This is a genomic window from Geodermatophilus sp. SYSU D00710 (assembly GCF_054050195.1).
In genome coordinates this window covers 92171-112256 of the sequence record NZ_JBJGYX010000012.1, presented here as the reverse complement: position 1 = coordinate 112256, position 20086 = coordinate 92171, and the positions used below count along the sequence as shown (strand labels likewise).

Here is a 20086-nt window from a genome sequence, read left to right as displayed (position 1 = left end):
CCCCCCGGCCCCCCCCCCCCGCCCCCCCCCCCCCCCCCCCCCCCCCCCCCCCCCCCCCCCCCCCCCCCCCCCCCCCCCCCCCCCCCCCCCCCCCCCCCCCCCCCCCCCCCCCCCCCCCCCCCCCCCCCCACCGCGGGGTGAGCCCGGGCGGGCCGCACGGTGGGGTCGGGCACCGCGCGGTGCGGCCCTGGTCGTCAGCCCCCCGACGGCCCCGGCATCCCCGAGCGGCCGGCGCCCGGCGCGGCCTCCGACCGCAGCAGCGGCAGCGTGCGCCAGGGCACCAGCTCCGACAGCACCACGACGCTGGTCGAGCGGACCACCGCCGAGGACCGGTTGAGGTCGACGAGCATCTGCTGCAGCGCCTCGTGCGAGCGGGCGGCCACCCGCACCAGGACGTCGCCGCTGCCGGTGGTCGCATGCGCCTCCAGGACGCCGGGGATCGCCTCGAGGTCGCGGCGCACCGCGTCGATGGCGCCCTGGGCGATCTCCAGGGTGACGAAGGCCTGCACGCCGAACCCGGCCGCCCGCACGTCGACGTCGGGGCCGTAGCCGGTGACCACCCCGGCCTCTTCCAGGCGCTGCAGCCGCGCGGAAACGGTGCCCCGGGCCACGCCCAGCAGCCGGGAGAGCTCCAGCGGCCCGGCCGAGCGGTGCTCACGGACGGCGGCGAGCAGCGCCACGTCGAGCGCGTCGAGCACGCGGCGGTCGGTCACGAGCGGTCCTCCTCCTGCTGGTCCCGGCGACCAGGTCGTGGCGCGGTCAGCTGGTCGTCCTGGTCAGTCGTACCAGCACCAGCGGTGCCGGTTGCCCAGGTGTCTCCGCAGGTGTGCAGTGCGGGGGACACCGACGACCCCCCGCGGGAGGAGACGGCGATGAGCCTCGAGCAGATCCTCAACGACGACGAGAAGCTGGCCGGCCTGCACGCCGACCAGCTGCAGCAGCTGGTCGGCCTCGTCGAGTACGACCCCTCGGCCGACCCGTTCCCGGTCAGCGGCTGGGACTCGCTGGTGTGGGTGGTCGGCAACGCGCTGCAGACCGCGCACTTCCTGCAGTCGGCGTTCGGCATGGAGCTGGTGGCCTACTCCGGCCCCGAGACCGGCAACCGCGACCACCACGCCTACGTGCTCCGCTCCGGCGCGGCGCGCTTCGTCGTCCAGGGCGCCTACGACCCCGACAGCCCGCTGGCCGACCACCACCGGCGGCACGGTGACGGCATCGTCGACATCGCCCTGGCCGTGCCCGACGTCGACCGCTGCGTCGCGCACGCCCGCGCCCAGGGCGCCACGGTGCTCGAGGAGCCGCACGACGTCTCCGACGAGCACGGCACCGTCCGGCTGGCCTCGATCGCGGCCTACGGCGACACCCGGCACAGCCTGGTCGACCGGTCGCGCTACTCCGGCGTCCACCTGCCCGGCTACGTGCCGCGCACCTCCACCTACCGCAAGCGGGACGGCGCGCCGAAGCGGTTGTTCCAGGCCGTCGACCACGTCGTCGGCAACGTCGAGCTCGGCGCGATGGACACCTGGGTCGACTTCTACAACCGGGTCATGGGCTTCAGCAACATGGCCGAGTTCATCGGCGACGACATCGCGACCGACTACTCCGCGCTCATGAGCAAGGTCGTCGCCAACGGCAACCACCGGGTGAAGTTCCCGCTCAACGAGCCGGCGATCGCGAAGAAGAAGTCGCAGATCGACGAGTACCTGGAGTTCTACCGCGGGCCCGGCGCACAGCACGTCGCGCTGGCCACCAACGACATCCTGGCCACCGTCGACGCGATGCGCGCCGAGGGCGTGGAGTTCCTGGCCACGCCGGACTCCTACTACGAGGACCCGGAGCTGCGCGCCCGGATCGGCGAGGTGCGGGTCCCGGTCGAGGAGCTGCAGGCCCGCGGCGTGCTGGTCGACCGCGACGAGGACGGCTACCTGCTGCAGATCTTCACCAAGCCGACCGGGGACCGCCCGACGGTGTTCTTCGAGCTCATCGAGCGGCACGGCTCGCTCGGCTTCGGCAAGGGCAACTTCAAGGCGCTGTTCGAGGCGATCGAGCGCGAGCAGGCCCGTCGCGGCAACTTCTAGGAGGACCCCCGCACCGCCGGGTGAGCAGTCGTCGCTGCTCGACACCCCGTGTCGGCGGGTGTCGCGGTCCGCGACTGCGCACTCGGGTCGCGAGGGCGAGCCGTTCACCGCACCACGGCCCGCGTCCCTGTTCCACCAGCGGGGACGCCGGCCGTCCCGCGTGCCGCCCCCGAGGTCTAGCCTGCTGGCACCTCGACCAGGGAGCCGGCGGGCGAGGGTGGCGACGATGAGGGCACCCGAGGACCTCCTCCGCGTACTCGCGGGGCTGAGCTGGGTGCTGCTCCTGTTCGGCCTGCTCTACCTCGTCGCCGCGGTGGCGCCCGACAGCGGCATGTACTGGGACACCGAGCGGCAGTCGCGGATCGCCTGGATCGGCATCGCCCTGCTGGTCGCGGCCGTGCCCGTGGGACTGGTCGCGCTCGTGCTCGACCGGCCGCACCACGGCCGCCCCCTCGCTCCCGGGGAGTCCCGCTCGGGGATCCGGCACCCGGTCGCGCTCGCCTCGACCCTGGCCTCCGCCGTCCTGACCGCCTCGGCCGTCACCGTGGTCCTGGTCGTCACCTCCTGACCTGCCGGCCCCGGCTGCACCCCACCGCGACCTCCGGCGCTGCCCGCCGCGTGCCGTCCGTTCGAGGACCGGAACCACGGGGTGGCCATTGTGGCGGCGGTCACTGCGTGCTACACATCCCTCGTCTTCATGACGAGCGTCACAGGGGCGCTATCCACGACGGCGGGGTCCGTCCCGGCCGGCAGACCGAAGGAGACCTCGTGCGCAGCAGGATCCGGGGACTGGTCGCGGCATCGACAGCGGTGGGCCTGGCGCTGACGCTGGCCGCCTGCGGGAGCGACGGCGAGGCGTCCGCCGGGGGCGGGGGCTCCGGCGGGACCCAGAACGCCGCGGGCGGGGAGGGCGGCAGCGGGGACGGCGTCGGCTGCGCCGAGGCCGAGGGTGCGGTCGTCGGCTACAGCGAGCCGCTGCCCGACCCCAACTTCCTGTTCATCGAGCAGATCATCGAGCAGGCGCTGGGCGAGTACGGCGCCGAGCTGCGGCCGGTCAACGCCAACCTCGACCCGGGCAAGCAGGTGGCCGACATCAACACGCTGGTGCAGAGCGGCGTCGACGTGCTCATCGCCAACCCGATCGACCCCAACGCCACGCTGCCGGCGTTCGACCGGGCCCGCGCCCAGGACATCCCGATCATCGCCCAGGAGACCACCGTCGGCGGGCCGTTCTTCACCAACGTCACCGCCGACGTCGAGTCCGCCGCCGCCCAGGGTGCGCAGCTGCTGGCCGAGACCGTCGGTGACGGCCAGGTCGCCGCACTCGCCGGACCCAACTTCGCCGAGGTCATCACGCGCGAGAACGAGGCGTTCGCGGCCGCCGCCGAGGAGGCCGGCCTCGACGTCGTCGACACGCAGGTCAACCAGCAGATCACCCCGCAGGCCGCGCAGGCGATCGCGCAGGCGTGGCGGGACCGCTACGGCGCCGACCTCGCCGGAGTGTGGACGTTCAACGACACCTCCGCGGTGGGCGTCGCGTCGGCGTACTCCGGCAGCGACCAGCGGCCGGCGATCGTCTCGATCAACGGCCAGCCGGAGGTCATCCCGCTCATCGAGAGCGGCGAGGTCCTGGCCACCTTCGACATCCAGCAGGACAAGATCGGCCAGGCGCTGGCCTACGCCGCGCTCGCGGCCATCTGCGGCTCCGAGGTCCCCGAGGAGATCGTCGTCCCGGTGGCGCGGATCGACCAGGTCAACGCCGGGGAGTACCGGCCGCTGGAGGAGCGGGTCGACGACCCCTTCGAGGTCTCCTTCGAGGAGCGCGACGGCCGCACGTACGTGGCCGGCTGAGCCCGTGACGGCGACGCCGCTGCTGCGCGCCCGCGGCATCAGCAAGCGCTACGGGGGCGTGCAGGCCCTCGCCGGCGTCGACCTCGAGCTGTACCCCGGCGAGGTGGTCGCCCTGGCCGGGGAGAACGGCTCGGGCAAGTCGACGCTGTCCAAGGTGCTCGCCGGCCTGGTCGTCCCCGACGCCGGCGAGGTGGAGGTCGACGGCCGGCCGCTGACCCCGGGCAGCACGGTGGCGTCGCTGGAGGCCGGCATCGCCCTCGTCAGCCAGGAGCTGACCGCGGTGCCGCACCTGTCGGTGGCCGAGAACGTGCTGCTGTCCCGGCAGCGCTCGCCGCTGTCGCGGTTCAGCCGCCGGCGCACCGTCGAGGCCGCCCGCGAGCACCTGGCCGCCGTCGGCCTGCACGTGGACCCGGCGCTGCCGATGGCCGCGCTGGCGCCGGGCGACCGGGAGATGGTCGAGGTGGCCAAGGCGCTGGCCACCCGGCCCCGGGTGCTCGTCCTCGACGAGGCCACCGCGCGGCTGCCCGACCCCGGCCGGCTGTTCGCCGTCGTGGAGCGGGCCGCCGCCCGCGGCACCGCCGTCGTGCTCATCACCCACCGCCTCGCCGAGATCTGCCGGATCGCCTCCCGGGCGGTGGTGCTGCGCGACGGCCGGCTCACCGGCCGGCTGGCCCGCGAGGAGCTCACCGACGAGCGCCTGACCGCGCTGATGGTCGGCCGCGACCTCGGCGACTTCTTCCACAAGCGCGACGTCGCGCCGGGGCCCACGGTGCTGGAGGTCGAGGACCTGGTCACCGACCGCTCGCCGGCCCGGCTGTCGCTGGCGGTGCGCGCCGGGGAGGTCGTCGGCGTCGCCGGCCTGGTGGGCTCGGGCCGCAGCGAGCTGCTCGAGTCGATCGCCGGCGCCCGCCGCCGGGTGGCGGGCACCGTCCGGGTGGCGGGCACGCCGCTGGCCGGCCGCGGACCGGCCGAGGCGATGGCCGCCGGTGTGGCGTTCGTGCCCGAGGACCGGTTCGCCCAGGCGCTGGTGCCCGGCGCCAGCCTGGTGACCAACCTGTCCATGCCGCACTGGCGGGTGCTCGGCCGCACCGACCGGCGGCGGGAGCGGGCCCGGGCCGACGACGCCGTCGCCCGCTACCGCATCCGCTGCTCCGGGGTGGGCGCGCCGGTGCGCAGCCTGTCCGGCGGCAACGCGCAGAAGGTGGTCATCGCCCGCTGCCTGCAGGACGACCCGCGCGTCGTCGTCCTGGACGAGCCCACCCGCGGCGTCGACGTCGGCGCCCGCTCCGACATCTACGCCCTGCTCGCCGGCGCCGCCGAGCGGGGTGCCGCCGTCCTGGTCGCCTCCTCCGACCTGCCCGAGCTGCTGGGCCTGTGCGACCGGGTGCTGGTGCTGCACGACGGCGCGTTCGCCGGCGAACTCGACCGCGCGCAGGCCACGGAGGAGTCGATCGCCCTTCTCGCCCTCGGTGGAGGTCCGACCCGATGATGTCCGCACCCGCCGCCCTGCGGGGCCGCCCGGCGGCGACCGGTGACGGCCCGGCCCGGCCGCCGTCCCGGTTCGGCCGGCTCAACAGCGCCACCAGCCAGTACGTCGGGGTGCTGGCGGTGCTGGCGCTCCTGGTGGTCGTGCTGGGTGTCACCCAGCCGCAGTTCCTCACCGTGCAGAACTTCGTCAACATCGCCGACCAGAACGCGGTGCTGCTGACCGTCGCCGTCGGCATGACCTTCGTGTTGCTCGTCGGCGGCATCGACCTGTCCGTCGGCGGGGTGCTGGCGCTGACCTCGGTGGTGCTGTGGCAGCTGCTGACCACCGGCATGTCACCCCCGCTGGCGATCACGCTCGCGGTCGCGGCGGCCTTCTTCCTGGGGTTCGCCGTCAACGGGATCCTGATCGGCTGGGTCGGGCTGTCCTTCCTCGTGGTCACCATCGGCACCGCCTACGTCTTCCGCGGCCTGGCGCAGGTGTGGACCGGCGGGCAGTCGCAGTCGATCTACCAGACGGAGTACCTGGTCTCGCTCGGCGCGGCCCGCTGGCTGGGCGTGCCGGCCGGGGTCGTCATCGCCGCGGTGGTGTTCGTGCTGGCCCTGCTGGTGCTCCGCTACACCGGCTACGGCCGGATGCTCTACGCCGTCGGGGGCAACGCCGAGGCCGCCCGGCTCGCCGGCATCAACGTCACCTTCGTGCGGGTGTCGGTGTTCGGCATCTCCGCCGGGCTGGCGGGCCTCGCCGCGATCATGGACACCGCCCGGCTGACCACCGCGTCACCGGTCGCCGGCTCCGGGTACGAGCTGCTCGCCGGCGCCGCGGTGCTGCTCGGCGGCACCTCGTTCATGGGCGGGCGCGGGTCGGTGTTCGGCACCCTGCTCGGCGTGCTGTTCCTCGGCGTGCTGCAGAACGGCCTGACCCTGGCCGGGATCAGCCCGTTCTGGGCCTCGGTCGCCAGCGGCACCGTGCTCATCGCCGCGGTCCTGGTCGACCGGCTCCGCAACGGGGTGATGCGGTCGTGACCGGCCGGGTCGAGGGCAAGGTGGCGCTGGTCACCGGCGCGGCGAAGGGGCAGGGGAGGTCGCACTGCGTGCGGCTGGCCGAGGAGGGCGCGCGGATCGTCGCCGTCGACCGCTGCGCCGACCTGCCGGGCATCCCCTACGCGCAGGGCACCGCCGAGGACCTCGCCACGACCGCCAAGCTGGTCGAGGCCGCCGGCGGGGAGGTGGTCACCGCCGTCGCCGACGTGCGCGACCGGGCCGCGCTCGCCGACGCGGTGGCCGCCGGGGTCGAGGCCTTCGGCGGGCTCGACGTCGCCGTCGCCAACGCCGGGGTCATCCAGCTCAAGCCGGCCCTCGACGTCGACGACGACGACTGGGACACCGTGGTCGGGATCAACCTGGCCGGCACCTGGCGCACCGTGCAGGCGGTGCTGCCCGCGCTGGTCGAGCGCGGCGGCGGCTCGGTGGTGGTCACCAGCTCCGCGGCCGGGCTCAAGGGGCCTCCGGCGATGGCGCACTACGCCGCGTCCAAGGCCGGCATCCTCGGCATGGTCCGCTCGCTGGCCACCGAGTTCGGTCCGCAGCGGGTGCGGGTCAACTGCATCGCGCCGACCACCGTCGACACCGACATGGTGCACTGGCAGGGCGCCTACGACGTCTTCCGCCCCGACCTCGAGCACCCGACGCGGGCCGACGTGGAGCCGGTGTTCGCCTCGCTCAACGTGCTGCCGGTGCCGTGGATCGAGCCGCAGGACACCAGCAACGCGGTGCTCTGGCTCGCCTCCGACGAGGCCCGCTACGTCACCGGCATCGTGCTGCCGGTCGACGCCGGGACGGCGCTGACGTGAGCACCCCGAGCCCTCCCGGCCGGGTCGCCGGCAAGGTCGCCCTGGTCACCGGCGCCGCCCGCGGCCAGGGCCGGGCGCACTGCCTGCGGCTGGCCGAGGAGGGCGCCGACGTCGTCGCCCTCGACCTGTGCGCCCCGGTGCCCGGCACGGACTACCCGCCCGCGACCGAGGCCGACCTCGAGGAGACCGCCGAGGCCGTCCGCGCCGCCGGGCGACGGGCGGCCGCCCGGGTCGCCGACGTCCGCGACGACGCGGCGCTGCGGAGCGCGGTGGACGGGGCCGTGGCCGAGCTCGGCCGGCTCGACGTGGTCGTGGCCAACGCGGGGGTGGTGGTCGCCGCCCCCGCCGAGCAGCTGTCCGCGCAGGCGTGGCGGACGGTGGTCGACACCAACCTCACCGGCGTCTGGAACACCGTGAGCGCCGCGCTGCCGCACCTGCTCGCCCGGCCGGTCGGCAGCCCGGCCGGCAGCCCGGCCGGCAGCTCGGCCAGCATCGTGGTGACCAGCTCGGCCAACGGCGGGATGAAGGCGCCGCCGCACCTGGCCGCCTACGCCGCGAGCAAGTTCGGCGTCGTCGGGCTGGTGCGGTCGCTGGCCCACGAGCTGGGCCCCCGGGGCGTGCGGGTCAACGCGGTGCACCCGACCGCGGTGAGCACGCCGATGATCCACAACGAGGCCACCTACCGGCTGTTCGCGCCCGAGGCCGAGCGGCCCGGGCCCGCGGAGGTGGCGCCGGTGTTCGCCCGGTTCCACTCGCTGCCGGTGCCCTGGATCGAGCCGGTCGACGTGAGCAACGCGGTGCTGTGGCTGGCCTCCGACGAGGCCCGCTACGTCACCGGCGTCTCGCTGCCGGTCGATGCGGGACTGTCCGCCCGCTGAGAGGAGCCGCATGACCCTGCGGGACGAGACCGCCGACCGCACGCTGCTGCGCGACACCGCGGCCCGCTTCGCCGCCCGGCAGCTCGCCCCGGCCGTGGCGCGGGCCGAGCGGGAGACCGGCGGCCACCTCGGCCGGGAGGAGTTCCGGTCGCTGGTCGCCGCGGCGGCCGACCTGGGGCTGACCACCCTGCTGCTGCCCGAGGAGCACGGCGGCGGGGGCGGCAGCCAGCTGGACAACGCCGTCGTCGCCGAGGAGCTCGGCGCGGTCGACGTCGGCTTCGCCGCGGCGCTCAACCTGACCGCGACCGTGCCCGGGCTGCTCGCGGCCGCGGGCACCCCCGAGCAGCAGCGGCGCTGGTTCGCCGCGCTCACGGCCCCCGGCGGGCACCTGCTGGCCGGGGCGCTCAACGAGCCCTCGGTGGCCGGCGCGGAGCTGTTCAGCCCGGTGCCCGACCCGGCGATCGGGGTGGCCACCCGGGCGCGGCGGGACGGCGGGGACTACGTCGTCTCCGGGGCCAAGGCGCAGTGGGTGACCAACGCCGGGGCCGCCGACACCTACCTGGTCTTCGCCCGCACCGACCCGGCGGTGCCCGCCGCGCAGGGGGTGAGCGTCTTCTGGGTGCCCGCGGACGCGCCCGGGCTCGTCGTGGGCCCGCGCACGTCGCTGCTGGGCATGCGCAGCGGCTGGCACGCCGAGCTGGTGCTCGACGACGTCCGGGTGCCCGCCGACGCGCGGATCGGCCCGGAGGGCGGCGCGCTGCCGCTGCTGGCCAGCTCCACCCCGGGCATGGTCGTGGGCCTGGCCGCCGCGCTGGTGGGCCTGGCCCGCGCCGCGCTGGAGCAGACGCTGGCCTTCGTCGAGGGACGGCGCAGCTGGGGACAGCCGCTGCGCAGCCACCAGGCGGTGGCGCTCAAGCTCGCCGAGATGGCCGCCGACCTGCACACCGCCCGGCTGGTGGTGCACGACGCCGCCCGTGCCGTCGACCGGCTGGCCGCCGGGGAGGAGGACCCGGCCGCGCTCGCCGCCCGCGTCCCGCTGGCCAAGGTGCGCGCCGTCGACGTGGCCATCGCCAACGCCCAGCGAGCGGTCGAGCTGCACGGCGGCGCCGGGGTGACCGCCGGCGGTGGCACCGGCGGCAGCGCTCCCGAGCGGCTGCTCCGCGACGCCTGGACCGGCTACTCCTGCGACTTCCCCCGCGACGTGCTGATGCTCGGGATCGCTGCCACCCTGTAGTCGGGTGGTGGCACCCTGAGCACAGCGCGGCAACAGCACGGCCCCGGCTCCGGCGCCGGGCGCGGGCGGGAGGAGGTGCGGTCGTGGTCCGGTCCCCGGAGGGTGCGGGCCCGGCGCGGGGGCGCTGGACCGGCGGCACGCCGTCCATGGCGGCCTCGCCGCTGCAGCGCGAGCGCGGCGGCCCGGGGCAGCCCCGCCTGCTGATCATGGACGTCTGCGGCGCCTTCATGCGGCCGCTGGGCGGCTGGCTCCCGGTCGGCCGGCTGGTCGGGCTCATGGCCGTCGTCGGCGTCGACGAGCAGGCCACCCGCTCGGCGGTGTCCCGCATGCGCCAGCGCGACCTGCTCGTCGCCGAGACCCGCGACGGGCAGCGCGGCTACCGGCTGTCGGACAAGGCGCTGGTCAGCTTGGACGAGTCCGACCGGCGGATCTTCTCCCGCGTGCACTCGGCCACCGTGGCCGAGGGCTGGGTGCTGGTCTCCTACTCCATCCCCGAGCAGGAGCGCGACAAGCGGCACCAGTTGCGCAGCCGGCTGGAGTGGCTGGGCTTCGGGATGCTCAACAGCGGGCTGTGGCTGGCGCCGCGCTGGATCCAGCCGGAGCTGGAGTCGGCGATCAAGACCCTCGGCTTCGAGGAGTACGTCACCGTCTTCGAGGCCCACCACCTCGGCTTCGAGGACCTGCCGGCCCTGGTCGGCCGGTGCTGGCAGCTCGAGGACCTCCGCGACCTCTACGTCGAGTTCCTCGGCACCGCCTCGACGACGGCGCAGCGGTGGCGCGACCGCCCAGGGGACGACCGGGACGCCTACGTCGACTACGTCTCGACCCTGCACCAGTGGCGCAAGTTCCCCTACCTCGACCCCGGCCTGCCGGCCGAGCTGCTGCCCGAGCGGTGGGAGGGGCAGCGCGCCGCCGACCTGTTCTTCGAGCTGCGCGACCGCCTCGAGGCGCCGGCCCGCCGGTTCGTGACCGACTTCGTCTCCGGCTGACCAGGCCCGGGGGGCTCCGGCTCTGGTAGGACTGGCGGCGTGCAGACGGCGGAACTGCGCAGCCGCTTCGCCTCCAGTGCCGTCGCCCGGCTGGCCACCGTGCGGCCCGACGGCGCGCCGCACGTGGTGCCCGTCGTGTTCGCGCTCGTCGACGGGACGGTCTACTCCGCGGTCGACGCCAAGCCCAAGCGGACCCGCCGGCTGCAGCGGCTGGCCAACGTCCGCGCCGACGCGCGCTGCGCGCTGCTCGTCGACCACTACGAGGACGACTGGTCCCGGCTGTGGTGGGTGCGCGCCGACGGGACCGCCGCCGTCGTGGAGGACCCCCCGGCGGCGCACCCGGGGATGGCGGCGCTGGCGGCGCGGCACGCGCAGTACCGGACCGAGCCGCCGGCCGGGCCGCTGCTGGTGGTCACCGTCGAGCGCTGGAGCGGTTGGTCGAGCACGTCCTGACCAGGAGGAGGAACAGGTGGAGATCGGCATCGGCATCCCGAACAGCGTCCGGGGCACCACGGGCCCCCAGCTGCTCGAGTGGGCGAGACGGGCGGAGGCCGCGGGCTTCTCCAGCCTGGCCTCGATCGGCGCGGTCTCCTACCCCAGCTACGAGGAGCTGACCGTCTTCGCCGCCGCCGGTGCGGTGACCGAGCGCATCCGGTTCATCACCAACGTCCTCATCTCCCCGGCCCGCAGCACGGCGGAGCTGGCCAAGCAGGCGGTCACCGTGCAGGAGCTCACCGGCGGGCGGCTGACCCTGGGCCTGGGCGCCGGCTGGCGCGACATCGACTACCGGCTCACCGGCCGGGACTTCGCGGCGCGCGGGCGGCTGTTCGACGAGCAACTGGCCGACCTGCACCGGGCGTGGACCGGCGAGCCGATCGTCGAGGGGACCCGGCCGGCGACGCCGGAGACCTCCCACCCCGGCGTGCCGCTGCTCATCGGCGGCAACACCGAGGCGGCGATCCGCCGCACGGTCGAGTACGGCATCGGCTGGACCGCCGGCGGCCTGCCGCCGGAGATGACCGCGCCGTTCCTCGACCGGGTCCGGACCGCCTGGCGCGAGGCCGGCAAGGACGGCTCGCCGCGGTTCGCGGCGCTCGTCTACTTCTCGCTGGGGGACACCGAGGAGGCGTCCCGGCGCTACCTCCTCGACTACTACGAGCCGATGGGCCGCGAGACGGCGGAGATGATCGCCGGCAGCGCGCTGCGGTCACCGGAGGCGGTCCGGGAGGCCATTGCCGGGTTCGCCGAGATCGGCATCGACGAGCTGCTCCTCGACCCCACCGTCCCCGACCCCGCCCAGGTGGACCTGCTCGCCGAGGTCGCGCTGTAGGCCGCGTCCCGGTCGGTCGCCGCCCGGGTCACGCCGGCCGCGCCGCGCCCTCGGCCTGCTCGACGCCGATGCCGAGCCGGCCGAGGGCCACCAGCGCGCCCGGGTCGGCCCCGGGCAGCCGGACGGCGCGCAGGCCGAGGACGTGCAGGGCATCGGCGACCGCATCCCAGCGCGGTGCGGGGTGCCCCGCGCGGTCGCTGCCGGCCCGCTCCGCGGTGACCCCGGCCGCGTCGGCGGCGGCGTAGCCGGCGAGCAGGTCGAGGACGCCGGTGCCGTCGGCGCGCTGGTAGAGCAGCACGCCGCGCCCGGCGGCGGCGACGTCGGCCAGCGCCGTCCCCAGCCGCTCACCGCAGTCGCACCGCCGCGAGCCCAGCGCGTCGCCCAGCAGGCACTCGACGTGCACCCGCACCAGCGGGGGGTCGGCACCGGCGGCCAGGTCGCCCAGCCGCAGCGCGAGCACCTCCACCGTGCCGGCCGCCGACACCAGCAGCTCGGCGGTGAACCCGCCGGTCGGCACCGGCAGCCGGGTGGTCGCGCCGACCCGGACCGCGCCCTGGTGCAGCCGCTGGTGCACCAGCAGGTCGTCCAGGCGCAGCAGCGTGAGCCCGTGCCCGCGGGCCAGCGCGGTCAGCTCGGCGTCCGGGTCGCCGTCCGGCTCGGACCGGCCGCCCACCTCGCAGACCACCGCCGCCGGGGGCAGGCCGGCCAGCTGCACTAGCTCGACGGCGGCCTCGGCGGGTCCCCCGCCGTCGAGGACCCCGCCGGAGCGGGCGATGAGGGGGAAGACGTGTCCCGGCGAGCGCAGGTCGGCCGCGACCGTGCCGGGCGCCGCCAGCACGCCGATGGTGCGCAGCCGGTCGGCCGGGGAGGCGCCGGAGGAGGTGCCTGCGGCGTCGACGCTCACCGCGTACACCGTGGCCTGGGGGCGGCTCTGGTCGGCCACCATCGGGGTCAGGCGCAGCTCGGCGCAGCGGCGCGCCGGGAGCGCGACCCCGACCAGCCCGGTGCCGAGGTCGGTGAGCAGGCCGAGGGCGGCCGGCCCGACCGCGCCCGCGGCCTGCACCAGGTGGCCGGTGACCCCGTGCGGCCGGCTGTCGACGACGAGCACCGGGGCGCCGCGGCGCAGCGCGGCCACCGCCCCGGCCACCAGCTCCACCGACGTCCCGGCCGGCCGGGGCGGGGGAGGGGCGTCGCGGCCGACCCGGGCGAGCAGCACCTCGAGGAAGGGCGAGTCCGGGTCCAGGCCGAGCTCGCGCGCGGTCGCGGTGCGCCACGGGTCCCCGGCGGGACGGTGGTCGCCGGTGGCCACGTCAGCCCCGCACGGTGGTGAAGCGCCCGGCGGCGAAGACCAGCGGGTCGCCGTCGGCCGCCCCGCCGTCGACCACCCGGCCGAGGACGAGGTCGTGGTCGCCGGCCGGGTGCACCGCGACCGTCGCGCAGTCCAGCCAGCCCAGCGCGTCGGCCAGCAGCGGGTGCCCGCCGGGGCTGGTGGTCCACGCGTCGCGGTCGCCGTAGCGGTCGGCGCCGCGCCGGGCGAACAGCCGGGCGAGGTCCTCGTGGCCACTGGCCAGGATGCTGACGGTGCACCCGCCGGCTCGCCGCAGGTCCGGCCAGGTGGTGCTGCTGTGCGCGGCGCAGAAGCAGACCAGCGGCGGCTCCAGGCTCACCGACGTGAACGAGTTGACCGCCATGCCGACCGGCCGGCCCCCGACCGAGGCCGAGACCACGACGACGCCGGTGGGGAAGCGGCCCAGGATGCGCCGGAACGCACCGGCGTCGACGCCGGTGCCCTCGCCGGTGCCCTCGCTCGTCGCCGTCCGCGGCATCGCGCCTCCCGGAGTGCCGTTCCGTCGCGTCGTCATGACGGTCGTCACACGACCGGCATGACCGAGCGTCCCGCCGGGACGGCCTCCTGTCAACGCGGAGGCGCTCCGTCGAGGGCTTGACCAGACCCCCGCGACTGCTACTTTCATGACGGTCGTCACAGAAACGGAGGGTCCGCGTGGAGGTCCTCGACGGCCGGTCCGTGGTGGACGGCCTGGCCACCCACCACCTGGAGGCCGGCCCGCCCGACGGTCCCACCGTGCTGCTGCTGCACGGCGGCGCGTGGGGCGAGTGCGCGCGGACCACCTGGACCCGGACCGCCGCCGACCTGGCCGACCGCGGGCTGCGCGTGCTGGCCCCCGACTGGCTGGGCTTCGGCGAGAGCGCCAAGGTGCGCGACTTCGAGGACCTCGCCGGGCGGATGCTCACCCACCTGGCGGCGTGGCTGCGGTCGGTCGGGGCCGGTGAGGTCGACGCCGTCGGGCTGTCGATGGGCGGGTCCCACCTGCTGCGCGCGCTGACGGCCGGACCGGCGCTGCCGGTGCGGCGGCTGGTCCTCGTCAGCGCCGGCGGGCCGCCGATCGACCGCTCCACCGGCGCCCGCCTCATGTCCTACGACGGCACGCCCGCCTCGATGCGCGAGCAGGTCCGGCTCGCCGTCGCCGACCCCCGCTGGGCCGACGACGAGACCTACGTGGCGGCGCGGCAGGCGGAGGCCACCCGGCCCGGGGCCTACGAGTGGTTCGCCTCCCTCGCCGTCCGCGCGCCCTGGGCCCCGCCGCCGCCCGGCGACACGGTGCCCTACGAGCGGATCGGCGTCCCGACGCTGGTGCTCGCCGGCGCCCGGGACCCGCTCAAGCCCGCGGGCTTCGCCGAGGCCGTGGCCGCGCGCATCCCCGGTGCCCGGCTGCACCTGTTCCCCGAGGCCGGGCACCTGCCCCCGCTCGAGGCCGCCGAGGAGTTCTCGGCCGTCCTCGGCGACTTCCTCGCACCCACCCCCACGAGCACGGTGGGCGCGCCCGCCCTGCAGGACAGGAGCCTCCCGCGATGACCGCAGCGCCGGCGCAGCCCGCCACCCCGACCCGGCACGCCTGGTACACCGCACCGGAGCGGGTGACCGTGCGCGGCACCGAGGTCGCCCACCGCCGCGCGGGCAGCGGCGAGCCGGTGCTGTTCCTGCACGGGCACTGGCTGACCGGCGTGTGGTCGCCGTTCCACCGCGCCCTCGCCGACCGCTGCGACCTGGTCGCGCCCGAGCTGCCCGGTTTCGGCGACTCGCCCGGCGCGCCGCACCTGACCACCCGCCCGGACATGGTGCTGGTGCTGCGCGACCTCCTCGACGCGCTCGGCCTGGACTCGGTGCACGTCGCCGGCTACGGCCTGGGCGCCTGGATCGGCGCGGACCTGGCGATCTGGGCACCGGGCCGGGTCCGCAGCCTCGCCGTCGTCGCCCCGTTCGGCCTGCGGGTGCCCGGGGCCCCGGTCGCCGACGTCTTCGCCATGGACCCCGCCCGCTACACCGACGAGTACTTCAACGGCTCCGACGAGGGCTTCGCCGACCTGGTGCCCGGGGTGGGCACGCCGGCCCAGGGCGGTCCCGAGGGCTACGCGCACCGCTACGGCGAGCTCGGTGCGGCCGCGGCGATGATCTGGACCCGCCGCTACGACCTCAAGCTCGAGGAACGGCTGCCGCTGCTCGGGCTGCCCGCGCTGGTGGTCGGCGGCGGCGCCGACCACGTCGTGCCGCCCCCGCACCTGCGGGCCTGGGCCGGCCTGCTCGACGCCCGCCTGACCGAGCTCGACGGCGCCGGTCACGCCCTGCTGCTCCAGCAGCCCGACGCCGTCGCCACCGCCCTCGCCGACCACGTCACCGGCACCGTCAGCAGCACCGCCACCGCCCGGGAGGACGCACGATGACCGACGCCAGCCCCACCGCCGTCCCGGGTCCGGCCGCGGAGCCGGCCGCGCAGAACCGGCTCGAGTTCTACAACTTCCACCTGATGCCCTACCCCTACATCCCGCCGGGGGAGGACCTCGAGTCGACCTGGGTGACGCTGCCCAACACCTACTTCGACCCGCAGGTGGCCCACAAGCTCTACAACGAGTACCTCGAGCAGCTCGTGCTCTCGGAGAAGCTCGGCTACGACGGGGTCATCGTCAACGAGCACCACCAGAACGCCTTCGGCACCATCTGCGCCCCCGACGTCTGGGCCGGCTGGCTGGCCGCGCGGACCTCCGCCATCCGCATCGGCATCATCGGCAACGCGCTCCCGCTGCACCGCAACCCGCTGCGGGTGGCGGAGGAGATCGCGATGCTCGACATCGTCTCCGGCGGGCGCATCATCTCCGGGCACGTCCGCGGGATGGGCGCCGAGTACCACTCCTCCGGCCAGGACCCGACCACCTCCAAGGGCATGTTCTGGGAGGCGCACGACCTGATCCTCAAGGCCTGGACCGAACCCGGGCCGTTCACCTGGCAGGGCGTGCACTACGACATCGAGCACGCCAACATCTGGCCCCGGCCGCTGCAGCAGCCGCACCCGCCGGTGTGGATGCCGGGCACCGGGTCGACCGACACCATCGACGAGGTCGCCAAGCGGCGGTTCTCCTACATGCAGACCACGACGTCGAACTGGATCACGAAGAAGTCCTTCGCGACCTTCCGGCAGATCTGCGAGGAGAAGTACGGCTACACGCCCTCGCCGCAGCAGTTGGGCCGGGTCGTGCCCACCTACGTGGCCGAGACCGACGAGCAGGCGCGGCGGGAGTTCATGCCGCACGCCATGTGGTTCTTCCGCACCGGCCTGAAGGTGCCCATGCACCACCTCATGCCCCCGGGCTACAACACGGCCGACTCGGTGCTGCGGACCATCCGCGGCCGCCAGGCTGCCGGCGTGAAGAACTTCTGGGAGCTCAGCTACGACGAGCTCATCGACCAGGGCTACATCATCGTCGGCTCGCCGCAGACGGTCGTGGAGAAGTACGCCCAGCAGGCCGAGGAGTACGGCCTGGGCATGGCGGTCAGCGCCGGCGGCCACCTCGGCTCCATGCCGCACTGGATGGTGCAGAAGAACATGTACCTGATGGCCGAGCAGGTCATGCCGGCCTTCCGCGCCGCCGACGGCAAGCCCACCTACGCCCGCCAGGGCGGTCCCCGCACGCTCAGCGAGATCGCCGCCACCACCGCCGCGCCCAAGACCCAGCCGGTCATCCGCCTGGCCAACGGCACCGACGTGCCCACCGCGCTGGCCCACCTGCCCGAGATCGCCGACACCGCCGACACCCGCCCGCCGGGAGCGGGGGCCGGCGGGAACGGGCACGCGCCGACGGCGGCGGTCACCCCGGCGCCCGGCGCGCCGGTGCCCGCGGGGAGCTGAGCGGCCGTGGCCGCCCCGACGGCGCCGGTGGCCGCTGCCGCCGGCACCACCTCCGACCCCGACGCCGGACGGCGGGTGGACAAGCGGTCGACGCCGGTGCTGGGCAGCCCCTCGCGGCTCAAGCTCGGCGTCTTCTCGGCCAACATGGCCGGCGGGGCCAACCTGACCCGCTCCCCGGCGGCGCTGCGGATGACCTGGCCGGAGAGCCGCGAGGTGGCCCGGCTGGCCGACGCCGCCGGTCTCGAGGCGATGATCCCGGTGGCCCGCTGGCGGGGCATGGGCCGGCCGGAGGAGCGGGCCGGGCACCGCTCGTTCGACACCTTCACCTGGGCCGCCGCGGTGGCCGCGGTGACCGAGCGGATCCAGGTGTTCGCCACCTTCCACGTGCCGGTGCTGCACCCGGTCGCGGCGGCCAAGCAGATCGCCACCGTCGACCACGTCTCCGGCGGGCGGTTCGCGCTCAACGTCGTGGCCGGGTGGAACGAGGACGAGTTCCGCATGTTCGGCATCGAGCAGCGCCCGCACGACGACCGGTACGCCGTCGCCGGGGAGTGGGTCGAGTTCCTCGAGCGCATCTGGGCCGCCGACGAGGAGTTCGACTTCCACGGCCGCCACCTGTCCGGCACCCACGTGCTCAGCGAGCCCAAGCCGCTGCAGACCCCCGGCCCGGTGGTCATGAACGCCGGGTTCAGCCCGTCCGGGCAGGCCTTCGCCGCCCGCCACGCCGACGTGACGTTCGCGCTGGTGCCCTCGGTGGCCGCCGCCGGCGGCGCGGTGGCGCAGCTCAAGCAGCGGGCCGCCGAGCACGGCCGCGACCTGCGGGTGTTCACCGCCGCGCACGTCGTCTGCGCCGACACCGACGCCGAGGCGCGGCGCCGCTTCGACGAGATGGTCGAGGTCCACGGCGACCGGGACGCCGCCCGCAACGCGCTGCGGCTGCTGGCCCCCAACTCCGCCAGCGCCGACTTCGACCAGGGCATGGCCGCCTCGGCGATCGCCGGCTTCTTCGCCCTGCCCCTGGTCGGGTCGCCGGAGACGGTGGCGCAGGGGATGGCCGAGCTCTCCGGCGCCGGGCTCGACGGGCTCGCGCTGTCCTGGCTGGACTACACGGAGGGCCTGCACCAGTACCGCGACCAGCTGTTGCCGCTGCTGGTCCGCGACGGGATCCGGGCGGGCTGAGCGGTGCGCGTCCTCGTCCCGGCCGACTGCCCGCCCGAGGCCCTCGGGGAGCTGCCGCCCGGCGTGCGCTGCGACCCGTGGCCGCTGGACGCGGTGCCGGACGTGCCGCTGTCCGAGGTCGGGGCGCTGGTGCTCGACCCCCGGTACCGCGGCGCGCTGGCCGACCTGCTGCCGGGGCTGACCGGGCTCCGGCTGGTGCAGACGATGAACGCCGGCGTCGACTGGGTGCCGCCGCTGCCCGAGGGCGTCGTCCTGTGCCGGGCCGGCGGCGTGCACGAGGGCCCGGTGGCCGAGTGGGTGCTGGCCGTGGTGCTCGCCATGGAGAAGCGGCTGCCGCACTTCCTCACCGAGCAGCGGGCGGGCCGCTGGGACGCCTCGGCGAACCTCGCCTTCGCCGCCGACGGGCCGGCCGCCGGTGACCTCGCGGCGTCGACCGCGGTGGTGGTCGGCGCCGGCGCGATCGGGACGGCGGTGGCGCAGCGGCTGCGGGCCCTGGGCACGACCGTGCACGGGGTCACCCGGTCCGGCCGCGACGGCACCGCGACCCCCGACCGGCTGCCCGCGCTGCTGCCGGCCGCCGACGTCGTCGTGCTGCTCGCCCCGGCGACCCCCGAGAACGTGGGCATGGTCGACGCCGCCTTCCTCGCGGCCATGCGGCCCGGCGCGCTCCTGGTCAACGCCGCCCGCGGGGCGCTGGTCGACACCGGCGCCCTCGTCGACGCGCTGCGGGCCGGGCGGGTGCGCGCCGCCCTCGACGTCACCGACCCCGAGCCGCTGCCCCCGGACCACCCGCTGTGGACCTGCCCCGGCCTGCTGCTCACCCCGCACGTCGCCGGCTCCTCGCCGCACTGGCGGCAGCGCGCGTGGCGGCTGGCGGGCGAGCAGCTGCGCCGGCTCGCCGCGGGCCGGCCGCTCGAGCACGTCGTCGTCCGCCACCCCGTCCCCAGCCCAGCCTGAGCGAGAGGACCCGCCATGACCGCAGCCGACGGCCCGCCGCCCGGTGGCATGCCGGTGATGCCCCCGGTGCCCGACATCCCGGCCGACGGGCCGGTCCGGATCGGGGTGTTCGTGCCCAGCGGCATCCCCGACGTCGACCCGCGGGTGCTGCGCGACTGGGCGCGGCTGATCGACGCGGGGCCGTGGTCGTCGCTGGCGGTGACCGACCGGGTCGCCTACGCCAACCTCGACCCGCTGATGACGCTGGCCATGCTCGCCCCGCTGACCGAGCGGGTGACGCTGTCGACGTCGATCCTGCTGGCCGGCCTGCGCAACCCGCACACGCTGGCCAAGCAGGTGGCCACCCTGGTCCGCATGGCGCCCGGCCGGGTCTCCCTCGGTGTCGGCGTGGGCGCCCGGCCCTGGGACTACGAGGCCACCGGCCAGGTGTGGGAGGAGCGCGGCCGCATGCTCGACCGCGCGATGGAGGTGCTGCTGTCGCTGCGCGAGACGCCGGGCGAGCAGTACCTCGGCCCCCGGCTCGGGGACGTGGAGGTGCTGGTGGGCGGCGCCAGCGGGCCCGCCCTGCGCCGGATGCTCGCCTACGGCAACGGCTACGTCGCCGGCGGTATCAAGCCCGAGTTCTTCGCCTTCGAGGCGGCCGCCGCGCTCGGCGCCTGGGCCGGCGCCGGCCGACCCGGACGCCCCCGCATCGTGGCCGGCTCCTGGGTGGCCCGCTCTCCCGACCCCGACGACGGGGCCAGCCGCTGGCTGGCGTCGTTCTTCCGCACCGGCGCGCCGCCGATGATGGTCAACGCGGGCGTGTGGCGCGGCGCCGACGGCGTGCGCGCGCAGATCGAGACCTACGCCGCGCAGGGCGCCGACGAGGTGATCCTCTTCCCCTGCGTCGCCGACCTCGCCGAGCTCGAGTGGCTCACCGAGGTGGTGGCCGGGCTGCCCGAGATCAAGGTGGGCACGCCGACGCCGCGCCCGCCCACCGCCCCGCCGCCCGACGTCGTCCCCGGTACCGCCGACGTGGTCGTCGGCGGCGGCCGCCCGGACTGAGGAGGCC

General features: G+C 75.9%; 20 protein-coding genes. 17 read left to right on the top strand and 3 right to left on the bottom strand.

Annotation, left to right across the window (positions count from 1 at the left end; genetic code table 11):
* Nucleotides 1-194: 194 nt before the first annotated feature.
* Nucleotides 195-713 (bottom strand): Lrp/AsnC family transcriptional regulator, encoded by a 519-nt coding sequence (locus ACI78U_RS08185; protein ID WP_456874797.1) that lies wholly within the window; start codon nt 711-713, stop codon nt 195-197.
* Nucleotides 714-872: 159 nt separating this feature from the next.
* Here ACI78U_RS08185 and hppD point away from each other — a divergent pair, with 159 nt between their 5' ends.
* From hppD to ACI78U_RS08130, 11 genes are all read left to right on the top strand, one after another.
* Nucleotides 873-2078: a 4-hydroxyphenylpyruvate dioxygenase gene (gene hppD, locus ACI78U_RS08180; RefSeq protein ID WP_456874796.1), complete on the top strand. Its 1206-nt coding sequence runs from the start codon at nt 873-875 to the stop codon at nt 2076-2078.
* A 226-nt stretch (nt 2079-2304) separates the two neighbouring features.
* The gene (locus ACI78U_RS08175; RefSeq protein ID WP_456874795.1) at nt 2305-2646 is read left to right on the top strand and encodes a hypothetical protein; all 342 of its coding nucleotides are present in this window, start codon (nt 2305-2307) and stop codon (nt 2644-2646) included.
* Nucleotides 2647-2846: 200 nt separating this feature from the next.
* Nucleotides 2847-3929, top strand: coding sequence for a sugar ABC transporter substrate-binding protein (locus ACI78U_RS08170; RefSeq protein WP_456874794.1), 1083 nt, complete (start codon nt 2847-2849; stop codon nt 3927-3929).
* A 4-nt stretch (nt 3930-3933) separates the two neighbouring features.
* A complete protein-coding gene (locus tag ACI78U_RS08165) occupies nt 3934-5418 on the top strand; it encodes a sugar ABC transporter ATP-binding protein (RefSeq protein WP_456874793.1) in 1485 nt (494 codons plus the stop codon).
* Nucleotides 5415-6440, top strand: coding sequence for an ABC transporter permease (locus ACI78U_RS08160; RefSeq protein WP_456874792.1), 1026 nt, complete (start codon nt 5415-5417; stop codon nt 6438-6440). The genes ACI78U_RS08165 and ACI78U_RS08160 overlap by 4 nt, the downstream gene beginning before the upstream one ends.
* Complete coding sequence (locus tag ACI78U_RS08155) at nt 6437-7267, top strand: mycofactocin-coupled SDR family oxidoreductase (protein WP_456874791.1); 831 nt, start codon at nt 6437-6439, stop codon at nt 7265-7267. Before ACI78U_RS08160 ends, ACI78U_RS08155 begins: the two co-directional genes overlap by 4 nt.
* Nucleotides 7264-8145, top strand: a complete 882-nt coding sequence (locus tag ACI78U_RS08150) for a mycofactocin-coupled SDR family oxidoreductase (RefSeq protein ID WP_456874790.1) — start codon at nt 7264-7266, stop codon at nt 8143-8145. The genes ACI78U_RS08155 and ACI78U_RS08150 overlap by 4 nt, the downstream gene beginning before the upstream one ends.
* A gap of 10 nt (nt 8146-8155) precedes the next feature.
* Nucleotides 8156-9379: an acyl-CoA dehydrogenase family protein gene (locus tag ACI78U_RS08145; RefSeq protein WP_456874789.1), complete on the top strand. Its 1224-nt coding sequence runs from the start codon at nt 8156-8158 to the stop codon at nt 9377-9379.
* An 83-nt stretch (nt 9380-9462) separates the two neighbouring features.
* Nucleotides 9463-10368 (top strand): PaaX family transcriptional regulator, encoded by a 906-nt coding sequence (locus ACI78U_RS08140; RefSeq protein ID WP_456874788.1) that lies wholly within the window; start codon nt 9463-9465, stop codon nt 10366-10368.
* 39 nt (nt 10369-10407) lie between these two features.
* On the top strand, nt 10408-10821 hold the full coding sequence (locus ACI78U_RS08135; protein WP_456874787.1) for a TIGR03668 family PPOX class F420-dependent oxidoreductase: 414 nt from the start codon (nt 10408-10410) through the stop codon (nt 10819-10821).
* 16 nt (nt 10822-10837) lie between these two features.
* Complete coding sequence (locus tag ACI78U_RS08130) at nt 10838-11698, top strand: LLM class flavin-dependent oxidoreductase (RefSeq protein WP_456874786.1); 861 nt, start codon at nt 10838-10840, stop codon at nt 11696-11698.
* A gap of 28 nt (nt 11699-11726) precedes the next feature.
* Here ACI78U_RS08130 and ACI78U_RS08125 read toward each other — a convergent pair whose 3' ends face one another.
* Nucleotides 11727-13007 carry a 3,4-dihydroxy-2-butanone-4-phosphate synthase gene (locus tag ACI78U_RS08125; protein ID WP_456874785.1) on the bottom strand — a complete coding sequence of 427 codons (1281 nt, stop codon included), beginning with the start codon at nt 13005-13007 and terminating at the stop codon, nt 11727-11729.
* Between the two features lies 1 nt (nt 13008).
* Nucleotides 13009-13524 (bottom strand): flavin reductase family protein, encoded by a 516-nt coding sequence (locus ACI78U_RS08120; protein WP_456874784.1) that lies wholly within the window; start codon nt 13522-13524, stop codon nt 13009-13011.
* Nucleotides 13525-13700: 176 nt separating this feature from the next.
* On the opposite strand from ACI78U_RS08120, the gene ACI78U_RS08115 reads away from it, so the two are divergent.
* The 6 genes from ACI78U_RS08115 to ACI78U_RS08090 are packed head-to-tail and all read left to right on the top strand — an operon-like array spanning nt 13701 to nt 20079.
* Nucleotides 13701-14573 (top strand): alpha/beta fold hydrolase, encoded by an 873-nt coding sequence (locus tag ACI78U_RS08115; protein WP_456874783.1) that lies wholly within the window; start codon nt 13701-13703, stop codon nt 14571-14573.
* On the top strand, nt 14570-15439 hold the full coding sequence (locus ACI78U_RS08110; RefSeq protein WP_456874782.1) for an alpha/beta fold hydrolase: 870 nt from the start codon (nt 14570-14572) through the stop codon (nt 15437-15439). The genes ACI78U_RS08115 and ACI78U_RS08110 overlap by 4 nt, the downstream gene beginning before the upstream one ends.
* Nucleotides 15436-16899, top strand: a complete 1464-nt coding sequence (locus tag ACI78U_RS08105; protein WP_456874781.1) for an LLM class flavin-dependent oxidoreductase — start codon at nt 15436-15438, stop codon at nt 16897-16899. The genes ACI78U_RS08110 and ACI78U_RS08105 overlap by 4 nt, the downstream gene beginning before the upstream one ends.
* A 6-nt stretch (nt 16900-16905) precedes the next feature.
* Entirely contained in the window at nt 16906-18078 is a 1173-nt protein-coding gene (locus ACI78U_RS08100) for an LLM class flavin-dependent oxidoreductase (RefSeq protein ID WP_456874780.1), read from the top strand.
* Between the two features lie 3 nt (nt 18079-18081).
* Nucleotides 18082-19035, top strand: a complete 954-nt coding sequence (locus ACI78U_RS08095) for an NAD(P)-dependent oxidoreductase (protein ID WP_456874779.1) — start codon at nt 18082-18084, stop codon at nt 19033-19035.
* A 15-nt stretch (nt 19036-19050) separates the two neighbouring features.
* Complete coding sequence (locus tag ACI78U_RS08090) at nt 19051-20079, top strand: LLM class flavin-dependent oxidoreductase (RefSeq protein WP_456874778.1); 1029 nt, start codon at nt 19051-19053, stop codon at nt 20077-20079.
* The last annotated feature ends 7 nt before the right edge of the window (nt 20080-20086 follow it).

What these genes read in the sequence shown, in the direction of transcription:
- ACI78U_RS08090 (WP_456874778.1), top strand. Translation starts at nt 19,051, where the DNA reads ATGACCGCAGCCGACGGCCCGCCGCCCGGTGGCATGCCGGTGATGCCC.
- hppD (WP_456874796.1), top strand. Translation starts at nt 873, where the DNA reads ATGAGCCTCGAGCAGATCCTCAACGACGACGAGAAGCTGGCCGGCCTG.
- ACI78U_RS08160 (WP_456874792.1), top strand. Translation starts at nt 5,415, where the DNA reads ATGATGTCCGCACCCGCCGCCCTGCGGGGCCGCCCGGCGGCGACCGGT.
- ACI78U_RS08120 (WP_456874784.1), bottom strand. Translation starts at nt 13,524, where the DNA reads ATGCCGCGGACGGCGACGAGCGAGGGCACCGGCGAGGGCACCGGCGTC.
- ACI78U_RS08145 (WP_456874789.1), top strand. Translation starts at nt 8,156, where the DNA reads ATGACCCTGCGGGACGAGACCGCCGACCGCACGCTGCTGCGCGACACC.
- ACI78U_RS08175 (WP_456874795.1), top strand. Translation starts at nt 2,305, where the DNA reads ATGAGGGCACCCGAGGACCTCCTCCGCGTACTCGCGGGGCTGAGCTGG.
- ACI78U_RS08110 (WP_456874782.1), top strand. Translation starts at nt 14,570, where the DNA reads ATGACCGCAGCGCCGGCGCAGCCCGCCACCCCGACCCGGCACGCCTGG.
- ACI78U_RS08105 (WP_456874781.1), top strand. Translation starts at nt 15,436, where the DNA reads ATGACCGACGCCAGCCCCACCGCCGTCCCGGGTCCGGCCGCGGAGCCG.